Below are 12,580 nucleotides of genomic sequence, written 5' to 3' on the forward strand. Positions count from 1 at the left end.
GGGGCGCCTACTGTGCGGAAGTAATTCCGCACACAGCCCCTCCAGAATGTAAGACGCACATCTGACAGTCAATCATTTTTGATTTGTAATTGTTTTGGGATTTTGTAACTGGTCAGTTATTTCCGCCATCCTGCACTAGTGTTTTTTTTGCCGTATTTGACACTCCGTGGGATAAATCCGCGTGGATTCTTAAGGGTAACAAATTTAACAGGCTAAAGCCACGTCAAATTTTACCCTTAATGGCATCGCCAAAGATGCCTCTAATCTGTCTGGGGTAAACCCATTCAGCTTACTTTTGACTCCAATATTTGCAGCACCATTACAGTCCGCATTTATCAATTTTCCTTGCTTAGTTTTATACAAACCACGTTGAATTCGTTGGCCACTAAAACTATATTCACTCGGGTTATCAGCATTGTCAACAGGTATTTTATCTCTATCTAAAAAACTAGCCTTGGAAGTATAAGACTCTTCAAGTTCAGTGTAAATTAACCCATACCTATCACACATAGCTTTTAGTTTGAATCTAAAAATGTTGTGTGGTATTTGCACAAACTTTTGATTTGTTTTTTTACCTAAATTGATACTTTGTTTTATTCCTGGATTTACACCTACAACAATAGTAGATATTTTGTTTTCTCTACACCAGTTAATTAAATATCTCGCTGCTTTATTCAGGTAATCTCTAATTTTATTGTTCCGATTTACCGAAAAATTGTGGTTTAAAGCCTCCCCTTTTAAGGGGATAATAAAAAAAAATTTTCATCTCTTTGTCAATCCTCTTCTTTTCAAGGAGAGGTAATTATTCATTATTCATTATTCATTATTCATTGTTGAAAATACTGCTAATTTGCTTTTTGATTAAACCTTTGATGCCTTGTCTATCTTTTAATGACTGCAATCTAGAATTTTCCTTGTTGTACCACTGGTTGATTGATTTTAGCTTTCTACCGTCCAAAATGAACGATGACCCAGTATTTGATACACAAGTTGCTAGATTATCTAAACCAAGGTCTATTGCTAGTGCATTGTCAGATTTTACTACTTTCTGTGGTTCTTCTTCAGTAATAAATTCTACTTCAAAAAACCTCGCATCATATCTAGGAATTATCCGAACTTCCTTGAGATTTTTACCCATCAATCTTTGAGGAAAAGGGATTTTAACAGCACCATATTCAGTCTTAAATTTTCTTGACATTGGAATATTAAAATACCCATTTTTTACCTGAATTCGAGGTATGATTAAAGGAAAATATCCTGATTTTTTAAGGTATCTAGGTATTGGTATTTGTTCCCAACGATATAGACTTTCCTGAGCTTTCTGGATGAAGTTGAAAAATGATTTAAAAGACCTATCTACAACTTTTAAAGTTTGCTGTGCAATATCGGTTTGAAGTAGTTGATAATTTTCGTTATCCTTGCAGTAATGGTAATTTGACTCGTATCTGAGATATCTGCCCTCAGCAAAATAAAACTGTCGCACAGAGTAAAGTCCTACGTTGTACATATTCTTGGACAATCTGCACAATTGCTTTAAGGCTTTAAACTCCTGGCTAGACAGGTTTCTGATTTTGTTCTTTTGGGTCAGATACATAATTAGTTTTCGCTGTATAATCGATATTATAGCGAAAATATTCAAAATTTGCAATATGCGTGACTACGGGTTTAAACCCGTCGCATCGTTTCCATCCAGCCGTTAAAAACGGCCTGGTTTCCTACTTACCGAAAGTTTATGATGAATCCCGAATCAACTAGCTCTCAAGAAAGTAAACAGTCCTTTTCCATGGACGATTTTGCTAAAGCTCTCGAACAACCTCAATATAATTATGAATTTCAAAAAGGACAAATAGTAACTGGAAAAATATATAGTTATGAATCTGAAGGTGTCTATGTTGATATAGGGGGTAAGTCTTTAGCTCTTTTACCCATTCAAGAAGCTTTCTTGGGAGTAACACAAGATTTATCGGAAGCACTACCATTAGAGCTAGAACGGGACTTCCTAATTATCCGCGAGCAAAATGCAGAAGGAGAAGTGCTTCTTTCTATCAAGCAGCTAGAAATTAATCAAATTTGGGAGAATTTGATTGAATTACAAGAAGGTGGTCAGTCTTTCCAAGTTCGAGTAATTGGTACTAATAAAGGTGGGGTGACGGTGGATGTACAATCTTTGCGGGGTTTTATTCCACGCTCCCATCTTTTGGCAAAGGATAATTTGGAGTCATTGATCGACCAAGTATTGACTGTCAATTTTTTGGAATTAGACCAAGAAAAAAAGAAAATTGTGATGTCTCAGCGTTTGGCCGCTCAATCTGCTGGTTTTAGTAAGTTACTTGTTGGTCAGTTGGTTGAAGGAAAGGTTGTTGGAGTGAAACCTTTTGGTGTTTTTGTAGATTTAGAGGGTTTAACTGGTTTGCTGCATATTACCCAGGTTAGTCAAAAACGGGTTGATTCTTTATCAACAATTTTTGCCCAGGGTAATTTGGTTAAGGCGATGATTGTTGATTTGGATGAGGGTCGAAAGCGCATTTCTCTTTCTACTAAGGTGTTAGAAAATTATCCAGGGGAAATGTTGGAAAAAATTGATGAAGTGATGGAGTCGGCAGACGCTCGTGCAGAAAGGGCGAGAAAGGCTTTACCTCAATTACAATAGCAGGGAATAGGGAATAGGGAATAGTTGGAAAAATATTTCCTAGTCTAAGGTCTTTCATTAGTCTATGTTCTCATCAATTCTTTCTTAGCTATAGGTTTAATTTTTCTATTACTTTTCAGGATGGCTGAATAGGTTTTGGCACTTATTCAGCAATTTTTATAACTCAAATTTATCCGTTGATGCAATAGAACTCCGTTCTGCTACGCGATAAAACTACGTTTCGCTGAGGCGATCGCACTCCCACTCATTAATCCTCTTTTTCATTTTAATAAGCACCTGCGCAGAGCGACAGACTTGTTATCAATATACATCAAAATTCCCTGGGAAGCAAAAATCCTGTATTTATTGCATATCAAGACTTGTAGCGTTTATGAAAAGATTGCTAAAACAAGCGCAAAATCACGATTTTTCCCTAACTTTTGGCCTTCAAGAGCTACTTTCAACTTTTTTTGTGAAAATTAGTTTAAATTTCAAATAGTTTAATCAATTAAATATAAGTTTAATTAATATAAAATTATTTTATAGTCTTGTAAAAAGTAGTAAAGAGTCATTTCAATTATCAGTTATCATAAGTTTTGAAACTTATTCAGCAATTTTTATAGTCAAGATTTTATAGACATGAAATGGCAGGAAAAAGAGATAATAATCTCAATTTTATCAAGACAATTTTTCAGCAAATAATTTCATCAAATCCTACTTTACTAATTAGACAAGTTTTTTTATTAGCCATAATAAATCAGGGATAATTGTCTTTTTTTATTAAGTACAATTTCATAGATAAATAATTTTCAAAAATAATCCTACTGTGGGAACTTAAAAAAAAATTTATAGATTATCAATAGGTCAGTATTTTTTCGGAAAATAATAGGAAATTACGCTATAAAACTTCAGTAAATACACTATTGTTAACAGACAAATGTGCATCTTATTCTAGATATATAAATTCATAAAAGATCAGTTTAAAGATGACTACAACTTCCGCAGATTTATCAAAAACTCCAAATCAAAATTCGTCTTTTTTAGGGTCATTATTTGGTTCAGTTAGAGGAGCAGCACAAGTAGTCGGAAACGCCACAGTTCAAGCAGCTTGTGGTGCTGGTGAAGCTATTGGTAGTGTAGCTTTGACATCCTCTCCGGCCTGAAGGCGCGGAGATTCCTACCGAGCCGTAGCTCTTCGGTGGGTTAACGTCTCACAGGCTGCTGCTACTTTGGCAGTAGTCTTACGCTTGCCTCCACGTCCGTTTTTTGTCTCGGACTGCCCGCCCGCGACTAATATATTTATTGCTGCATTCTCGTCTCTATCGTGTTTTGCACCACAGCTTAGACACTCCCATTCTCGCACCTGAAGGTCTAACTTTCCACCTTTAAACCCACAGCATGAGCAGGTTTGAGATGTTGGCTCCCAACGACTAATTACTCTAAAATCACGACCATATTTTTCTGCTTTTCCTTCTAGGAATGTTCTGAAAGTTCTCCAACCTAAATCTGATATTGCTCTGGATAATTTGCGGTTCTTAACCATACCAGAAACGTTTAAATCTTCTAAAACAACTGTTTGGTTTTCACGAATTATTTTAGTAGATAATTTATGCAGAAAATCTGTCCTTGTATCTTTCAGTTTTGCATGGAACTTAGCAACTCTAGCCCGTGCTTTTTCATACCTTTTAGACCCCTTAGTTTTCTTAGATAATGACTTACTTAATTTGCGGTATTTTTTAATACGTTTTTTGAGTGGTTTAGGAGCATCGACTTTTGTACCATCGCTAAATGTGGCAAAGGTTTTGATACCTAAATCTATACCTACTGAATTATCAGTTTGAGGTAAGATTTCTGGTTGTATTTCTACTACAAAACTTAAGAAATATCTATGAGCTGAATCTTTAATTACTGTTACTGATGATGGAGCAGCAGGTAACTCTCTTGACCAAATTATCTTGAGTTTTCCAACTTTGGCTAAATAGACTTTATGCTGACCAACTTTAAAACCTCCTTTTGTAAATCTTGCAGTTTGTTTTGACTTTCTACTTTTGAATTTAGGAGGTTTAACAGGTTTACCTTTTCTTTGACCTTTAGTTGATTGAAAGAAGTTTTGATAAGCCTGGTTTAAATCATTCAATGATTGCTGCAATGGTATAGCAGAAACCTCTGACAACCATTCTCTTTCTTCAGTCTTTTTAGCTTGAGTAATAAAAAGCTTTTGTAGATCAGAATTAATGGGTTTCTTTTCTCTAAGAGTATACTTTTCTTGGCAGTAAGCTAGACTATCATTCCAAACCACACGAACACAACCAAATAGCTTTGCTAATCTGTTTTTTTGTCCCGGTGTTGGATAGATACGATACTTAAATCTAGCTTTCATAAACGGACTTTTAAACTAATAACATGATAACATATTTATTGAAATAAAATCAACTAAAAAGTCGCCCTAGAAGGGCGAGGCTTTAAACCCAATTTTCTGGTAAATACAACACATAGCCTAGGATATGTTACTGAAATGGTGAATAATAGTCAATTATTGTTACCATTAACAAAAGCTCTGAAAATAGAGCTGTTAGAAATAGTTGATCGGATAGATATTGTCAAAGCTGAAACTGAAATTCAACGCCTACAACAAAAATATCCAAATGAAAGCCCCTCTGAAATTAGCCATCGTGTAATTTTAGAGGCTTTATACCTGAATTTTTCGGTAAGAAAAATCATCAATCTTATCAATGCTATTTTGCCATAGAACTCCGTTCCGCTGACACGATAGAATTCCATTCCGCTTCGCGATCGCACTTCTACTTACCAATGGTCTTTTTATTTTAATAAGCACCTACGCAGAGCGACAGACTTGTTATCAATATACATCAAAATTCGCTATGAAGCAAAAATCCTGTATTTATTGCATATCAAGACTTACAGCGTTTATGAAAAGATTGCGAATACAGGGGCAAAATCGCGATTTTTCCCGAAAATTTGGCCCTCAATAGCTCATTTCAACTTTTTTTGTCAAAATTAGTTTAAATTTTAAATATATTAATTAATTAAATATAAGTTTAATTAATATCGAATTATTTGATAGTTTTCTAAAAAGTAGTAAAGAGTCATTTCAATTATCAGTTATCATAAGTTTTGAAACTTATTTAGCAATTTTTATAGTCAAAATTTTATCGATATGAAATGGTAGGAAAAAGAAGTGAAAATTATCAATTTTATCAAGACAATTTTTCAGCAAATAATTTCATAAAATCCTACTTTACTAGACTAACTAAGTTATTACTGCATGACTTCTTTGCAACGCCAACCCCCTAAAAAATAGTCAAACAACACTATTACCGACTAATTGCTTTTCAGTAAAATGAGGCATCACTTCTTTAGCAAAGAGTTCCATAGAAGTTGTGGCATCTTCGACTGAAATAGTGTTAAAGTTGACCTGCATAGATGCAAATTCAAAACCTCCAACCTGTTCATAGTAACTAGCGATTGTCTTGCGCAATTTTTCAGGGGTACCAATCCAAGCAGCTCCCTTTTCTATCTGAGATTCAAAAGTTTCTTCCTGTAGTGAAGCAATAATTTTATCGTAGCCTGGATAATCTACCGAACAAGTACCCTTTACCCAATCAGAAGCAGCTTCTACCAAAGATTTCAAATACCTATTTAATGGTTGACGAGCAATGGCGATCGCCTGCTCCTCAGTTGGCGCACAGAACATATGAAAAGCCAACATTACCTTACCTTGGCCTGGATGACCAGCAGATTTCCAGGCATCTCGATATAGCTTAATTAACTCGGCCATTTTCCCACCAGCTAAAGGAATTGCCATTACTCCATAACCCCTTTCACCAGCAGTCACAAAAGATTCTGGAGTAGCCAGACACGCTATCCAGAAGGGAGGGCGGGGAGTTTGAGTCGGACGAGGCAAAGAAGTAACATTCTCAAAGCGGTGAAACTGACCTTCCATACTCACATTTTCTGCTTCAAGAAGGCAACGTACCTGTTCCATCCCTTCCGTAAAGCGGGCACGACTTTCGTTTAAATCAATCCCAAATCTAGCAAATTCATGGGGCAAAAATGCACGAGCAAAACCAACTTCGAGACGTCCGTTGGAAATTGCATCTAACATCCCAATTTCTCCAGCTAGTTTAAGTGGATTGTTGAAGACAGGCAACACTGCTCCGGTAATCAAGCGAGCTTTTCGAGTTCGTTGGGATGCTGCTGTGAGGAAAACGATAGGATTAGGGCTATATCCGCCGTATGGATGGAAGTAGTGTTCGACAATTCTAACATTAGTATAATTAAGTTTGTCGCACAGACTTACCAAATGGAGGGCTTCGTTAAAATACTGCGCTCCTGACTTCTGTTGAGGGCTAACATCGGGAAAAAACTGTAAACCAAATTCCATTTTGTTTTTAAAGTTGATAAAGAATAAAATCGGGTAGCTCAATTGCTGGGTAGTTATGGTAGCTACTTTTGAGTAATGATGGCTTCAATTTCCATGTCTAGTTCTGAGCGACATATATCTGAATGCAAATAGATAAGTCTATCGGCAGCAGCGAAATTTTTCTTAACCATCTGTTGAACAACTGGCAAATCAGAAGGATGACGGAGGTAAATGGTGAAGGCACGATTGTAAAGCATTGGGTCTGGAAGTCCTGGATTAAAACCCATACCTTCAAACACCAGTTTCATGTTATCTAGAGTTACTTCAAACTGTTTTTCCATATTGCCTTTGCCCACAGAATCATGTCCTTTGATGCTAGCTGTTCCTGACAAATAGCCAATACGTTTACCATTGCATTTAATAACAGTTCCTCTGGCAAAACTTGGCGAACGTGGTCCATACTGAGGTGGGTATTTGTAGGCTGAAACTTGTTCGGGATTTTCCACATTACTAATATTTTCCTTAACTGCAATAAAATAGATTGCATAGGTGTCATCAGCAATTCCTATACCTGTCCCTGCTGGTAATTTTACAGAAAAGTTTGCCCCGTAAAAACTTTCAAATGCCAGGGATCTACCTTGACAGAAAGATTTATAGTTTTCCAGACCTCTACTTTCATTATTAATGTAGGGAACATAATTCCAAATGCGACATAAATTCCAGTCTTGGGTCAGCTCTAGCAAACTTAAATATGTTTTGTATACAAATTCGTTTAGAGGATATTTTATCGGTACAGTTGAAGCGCCTATTAATTGTGATTTTGTTTCTACCAGATGAAAGCCTTGCTCCCTGTATTTTTTTCCTAATTTGTTAGAGTAATTAATAATATATCGCCCTTCCAAAATAGGAATTTTGAGGTACAAATTAATTTCATCTATGGTTGAAACGCAGAAGGTTCGATCTTGTCCAAAATAAATATTCATGTTACTTTTAACTATGCAACTATTAGTTATATAGCAATTCCCATGCTGTTGATTTACCGTCATTCGTTGGTTTTAAGGCACAGGAAATAGGGAACAGAATACAAATAAAAATAGGTGTACCTCATTAGGCTGAGAAACCCTATATCACCTGCTTCATCACTTTTGATACTAACTTTTACATTTCATTCCTGTCAAGTTGAATAAAAAATAAATCTAAGCATTCAGCCGTCAGCCATCAGCTATCAGCTATTACTTTTAGTTTAGGATAAAAACTTTATTAATTATCTTACTACAAAAGTTACCCCCCTTGCCCTTAAAGCCTATATTAATTTAAACACTGTCTTATATGAAAGAGTCTTATTGCTGATAGCTGAATGCTAATAGCTGAATGCTTACAAATAAATTTATTTTGACAAAAAAATAAGGTTTCAAGCTTCCCCTTTCAAGGGTATGAAAAAGCGGTCGAGAGATGGATGGATTACCTAACCATATCCAATCGGCTAAGAGAAATTAAAGTTCAATATTTCAAGCCTCTAACTTTCCTGCGGAATGCTGCGCAAACAGGCAGAGAGAGGTACTGATAACTGATAACTGATAACTGAAATGACTACTTGTGATAATTTTTGTCTGATTATAATAATTTGATATTAAAGTTTTTCCTGCCTCCAAATTAGATAAATATAATTATCAAAAAATTAAAAATAAAATCAATTATTATCCATGAATTATCAATTGATTATACTATTTATTGTTTTATGTTCCCTATTTTATCAAAATAATATGTGTCTAAAACCTCGCCTTTTAAAGCGTAATATTTTTGGAGCGAAGCTCAAATCCCCGTTATATATAACTAACTTTTGATTTCTGACTTCAGACTTGTGACTTCGTTAAGGATATGTCTAATAATAATAGTAATTATCATATATAGAATAACATGAAAAAAGTGAATGTTTTAGGAATTGATGGCGGTGGCACCAAAACAGAAGCCGTTTTAATGGATGAAAATTATCAAGTTCTTGGTTGTAGCAAAAGCGGTCCGTCAAATTATCAGAGTGTGGGAATTGAAGTGGCAAAAAAATCGATTCAAACAGCTATTACTCAAGCCGTTACTAACAGTAATAGCCATCAACCAATTTCTGGAATTTGTCTTGGTTTAGCAGGAGTGGGAAGACCTGAAGACGTTCGAGTAGTAGAAAATTTCCTCCAAGAAATTATTACTAATATTCCGATAAAATGGGCATTGCAGCCAAATACAATAATTATTTGTAGCGATAGCCCGATCGCTCTGGTTGGTGGTATTGGCCATTCCGTAGGTATTGTTGCTATGGCAGGTACAGGTTCTCAAGTATTCGGCCAAAATAGTCAGGGGTTAACTAAACGAGTTGGTGGTTGGGGCTATCTATTAGGAGACGAAGGTAGTGGTTATAATATAGCTATTCGGGGTTTACAAGCAGCTTTGAAAAGTTATGATGGACGTGAATTAGCAACAACTCTAATTACAGATTTTCAAGCATACCTGGGCCTAACAAATATTGAAGGTCTAATAGAAGTAGTCTATCGTCGTGGATGGAGTCCAACACAGATAGCAGCACTTGCTCCTATTGTCTCCGCAGCCGCAGATAAGGGAGATAAGGTTGCTAAAAAAATTATCAACGATGCTGTAGAGGAGTTAAGCATAGCTACAAAAATTGTGATATCTACCTTATTTCAGCCTCACGAAACTTTTGAGGTTGTTACTATTGGAAATGTCTGGAAGAGTATGATTAATTTTCGCGGTAAATTTGAAGATTCTATCATAGCGGTCGCTCCTGCTGCGAAAATTATCTGGCCTAGACATCAACCTGCTTATGGTGCAGGAATTTTAGCCTTGAAAGCTATTGCTATGTAGGCAAAGAACAGGGAATTCAAAGTCTTGTTATATAAAAATTTTAGTAATTTTCCGTGACTTAAAAATTTAAATAGCTGAGGTTGCACTGCTATAGCTAAGAAAAAATTGGTGAGGAGAATTACTGATAATGAATCGAATACTAGGAAATGTTTTTCTAACTGTTCCCTGTTCCCTGTTCCCTGTTCCCTGTTCCCTGCTATATATCTAATCAGATATTTATGACACTACTGAAAATTTTCTATTTGGAGAATATTACCTATGTTTAATTCAAAAAAAAGCCGTTTTGGAACATCTTTATTATTAGCTTTAGGTATGACATTAGCCACAGCAACACCTCTAATTTCAAACCCTGCTATGGCTCAATTTTATCGGCGAAGAACGTTTCTTGGGAACCAACAAAGTCAAATTCCAAACAACCAACAAAGGCAAATTCCAAACAACCAACGAAGACCATTTTCTGTAGCAGGAATACCAGCAGGAACACTTATCCCTGTGGAATATGAGGAAGCAGAAAAAGTAGTCCTGAGTCCAGATGAATCTATGAGATTAAGGCTAACAGTAGCACAAGATATTCGAGATGTTCAAGGAAGAGTAATTATACCCTTTGGCAGTCTAATAGAAGGTCAACTACAACCTGTTTCAGATGGTACTCAATTTTTTGCCGAACAGTTAATTATCCGCGGTCGCAGAAGGTTTCGTTTTGATGCTATTTCTAGGGTGGTTACTGATACTGAAAAAATCACAAAGGGTGCCGATGCTGGAGATATTTTGAAGGGTGCCGCTGTGGGTGGTGCTGCTGCTACTTTACTATCAGGCATTACTGGGGATAAAGTAATTGCCACAGAAAGAGTATTAGCTGGTGCTGGGTTGGGTGCTTTAGCTGGAGTATTATTGGGTCGGGAAAAAGCGGAGGTAGTCGTGATTTATCCAGAGGAAGATTTAGACTTGAGATTACGGTCTGATTTTGCATTGCGTTAATTTACATACAGAATCAAGATTTATTGCAAATATTCATCCAGATGGCATGAGTGGTAGTTATACTAGATTCAATGTGCATTAGCCTTATGCAACTTGATTGAGATCAATTCCCGATAATTGAGTGATTCAAAGGCCGATCCTATCTATACAGAAGATATCTCTCTATTCTTCATTATATTAGAGTTGTCGCTAAATACAGGGAAAAAATCACTCCGGAGCTTCCCCGTTGGGTGGGATGGCGAGGTTCCCTCGCCATATCCAATCGACCAAGAGAGCGGTGCGACCCCGCGACGAAACCAGTCGCACCTGGTAGCGCACCAAGAGAAAAGAATGATTTCTGACCTGAAAATGCTATTGAAGCTATTCATTCTAATATCATGTCCGGATAAGAGCGTGATCAAAAAACTTTCTCTTCATTTATAGCTTAAAATTCCCTCCTCATAACTCATTACTCATAACTCATTACTCATAACTCATTACTCCTCCATTTTTATTTATAACTATTCAACCGGACATGATATAACTCCTGACTCGGTCTTCCTGCACCCTGGGAGGGGTTAGGGGTGGGTTGACTCCTAAGAAATATCCTAGCTATTTGTAGCAAATATTTATCAATTTGATATTACAGCAGTTTTGGAGTTGATGAGGTACAAAGTGTTACAAGTATAGAGAATAGGACATAGTATAATGTTCTCTTAATAGTGTGATCAAAAACTTCCTTCTTTATTCCCTCCTGAATCCTGACTCCTAAGTAATTATGATTAATATCATACACTAATTAACCAACACCAAAACTTCCTTCTTTATTTCCTCCTGACACCTTACTCCTCCGAAGTATTCAACCGGACATAATATAACGTTATCTGTCAGGTACTAAAGTAGATCGTCTAACTGTTCAAAACTTTGAGCTTTCAATTTATTCAAAGCAGATTTAGCTGCAGCTTGTTCCGCGGCTTTAATTGATGGTCCCTTACCCATGCCAAGTTTCTTACCTTTAAACCAAACTTCTGCAAAGAAACGTCCGCGATCGCCATGAATCTTATTTGTTTCCTCCACTTGATAATTTGGCAGTGTTTTGTAATGACCTTGAGTCCATTCTTGGAGAGCTGCTTTATAATTTTGCCTAGCTGGGTCACTGCGAATTTCTGCGATCAAGATTTCAAAGTGAGAGTCTAACCAGGGGCGAATTAATTCTAAGCTATTAGTGCTTAAATAAAGAGCAGCTAAAACAGCTTCAAAAGAATCTGCTATTCGTGACTCTTCCCCAGCTCGATCTCCTGCTGCACTTTTAGATACCAGTAAATAACGACTCCACCCATATTTATTTGCAATTTGTGCTAGAGAACGATCGCTCACCAAAATAGAACGAATAGCGGCAAATTCTCCTACTGGATAATTTGAATACTTTTCAAATAGTAACTCTGCCGCAACCAGTCGAACTACTGCATCACCTACAAATTCTAACTGTTCATAGTTATGTGTTGAGGAAACTGTAGAATGGGTTAAAGCCAAATCTAGTAAATTCCATTTTATTGCTGCTTGTTGAGGTATAGATAACTTTTCTATTAGAGATTGAAGTTGCTTTTGGCGAGGATGATATATTTGAGTCATTGTTTGGATGCTTTTGGTATCTCCCAATTTATTTGTTTACTTTTAGGGTTAAGGAATAGCAAAAAACAAATTATCCAATTTTTGGACTTTCCCTATTCCCTACTTCC

11 protein-coding genes and 1 pseudogene are annotated in these 12,580 nt (G+C 36.3%); 5 read left to right on the top strand and 7 right to left on the bottom strand.

Annotation, left to right across the window (positions count from 1 at the left end; all coding sequences use genetic code 11):
- Positions 1–204: 204 nt before the first annotated feature.
- The 3 genes and pseudogenes from F6K23_RS42785 to F6K23_RS04145 all read right to left on the bottom strand — a co-directional run bounded on the left by F6K23_RS42785 (position 205) and on the right by F6K23_RS04145 (position 1,507).
- A complete protein-coding gene (locus F6K23_RS42785; protein WP_375340728.1) occupies positions 205–510 on the bottom strand; it encodes a hypothetical protein in 306 nt (101 codons plus the stop codon).
- A 6-nt stretch (positions 511–516) separates the two neighbouring features.
- Positions 517–750, bottom strand: a pseudogene (locus F6K23_RS42790) (IS200/IS605 family accessory protein TnpB-related protein); the annotation flags it as partial.
- A gap of 73 nt (positions 751–823) precedes the next feature.
- Positions 824–1,507: a transposase gene (locus F6K23_RS04145; protein WP_293150940.1), complete on the bottom strand. Its 684-nt coding sequence runs from the start codon at positions 1,505–1,507 to the stop codon at positions 824–826.
- 228 nt (positions 1,508–1,735) lie between these two features.
- On the opposite strand from F6K23_RS04145, the gene F6K23_RS04150 reads away from it, so the two are divergent.
- Both F6K23_RS04150 and F6K23_RS04155 read left to right on the top strand, forming a co-directional pair.
- Positions 1,736–2,650, top strand: a complete 915-nt coding sequence (locus tag F6K23_RS04150; protein WP_293151053.1) for a S1 RNA-binding domain-containing protein — start codon at positions 1,736–1,738, stop codon at positions 2,648–2,650.
- Between the two features lie 965 nt (positions 2,651–3,615).
- Complete coding sequence (locus F6K23_RS04155) at positions 3,616–3,792, top strand: hypothetical protein (protein ID WP_293150943.1); 177 nt, start codon at positions 3,616–3,618, stop codon at positions 3,790–3,792.
- A gap of 14 nt (positions 3,793–3,806) precedes the next feature.
- Here F6K23_RS04155 and F6K23_RS04160 read toward each other — a convergent pair whose 3' ends face one another.
- A complete protein-coding gene (locus F6K23_RS04160; RefSeq protein WP_293150946.1) occupies positions 3,807–5,009 on the bottom strand; it encodes an RNA-guided endonuclease TnpB family protein in 1,203 nt (400 codons plus the stop codon).
- A 135-nt stretch (positions 5,010–5,144) separates the two neighbouring features.
- Between F6K23_RS04160 and F6K23_RS04165 the strand changes: the two genes are divergently transcribed.
- Positions 5,145–5,378 (top strand): hypothetical protein, encoded by a 234-nt coding sequence (locus F6K23_RS04165; protein WP_293150948.1) that lies wholly within the window; start codon positions 5,145–5,147, stop codon positions 5,376–5,378.
- 573 nt (positions 5,379–5,951) lie between these two features.
- On the opposite strand, the gene F6K23_RS04170 is transcribed toward F6K23_RS04165, so the two are convergent.
- Together F6K23_RS04170 and F6K23_RS04175 are read right to left on the bottom strand one after the other, a co-directional pair.
- Positions 5,952–7,034 (bottom strand): LLM class flavin-dependent oxidoreductase, encoded by a 1,083-nt coding sequence (locus F6K23_RS04170; protein WP_293150951.1) that lies wholly within the window; start codon positions 7,032–7,034, stop codon positions 5,952–5,954.
- A gap of 62 nt (positions 7,035–7,096) precedes the next feature.
- Entirely contained in the window at positions 7,097–7,996 is a 900-nt protein-coding gene (locus F6K23_RS04175; RefSeq protein WP_293150954.1) for a hypothetical protein, read from the bottom strand.
- A 934-nt stretch (positions 7,997–8,930) separates the two neighbouring features.
- Here F6K23_RS04175 and F6K23_RS04180 point away from each other — a divergent pair.
- Both F6K23_RS04180 and F6K23_RS04185 read left to right on the top strand, forming a co-directional pair.
- A complete protein-coding gene (locus F6K23_RS04180; protein WP_293150957.1) occupies positions 8,931–9,884 on the top strand; it encodes an N-acetylglucosamine kinase in 954 nt (317 codons plus the stop codon).
- A gap of 258 nt (positions 9,885–10,142) precedes the next feature.
- Positions 10,143–10,862 (top strand): hypothetical protein, encoded by a 720-nt coding sequence (locus tag F6K23_RS04185; RefSeq protein WP_293150960.1) that lies wholly within the window; start codon positions 10,143–10,145, stop codon positions 10,860–10,862.
- 873 nt (positions 10,863–11,735) lie between these two features.
- Here F6K23_RS04185 and rnc read toward each other — a convergent pair.
- Positions 11,736–12,473: a ribonuclease III gene (gene rnc, locus F6K23_RS04190; protein ID WP_293150963.1), complete on the bottom strand. Its 738-nt coding sequence runs from the start codon at positions 12,471–12,473 to the stop codon at positions 11,736–11,738.
- Between the last annotated feature and the right edge of the window lie 107 nt (positions 12,474–12,580).

Source organism: Okeania sp. SIO2C9, from assembly GCF_010672455.1.
In the GTDB taxonomy this organism is placed as follows: Bacteria; Cyanobacteriota; Cyanobacteriia; order Cyanobacteriales; family Microcoleaceae; genus Okeania.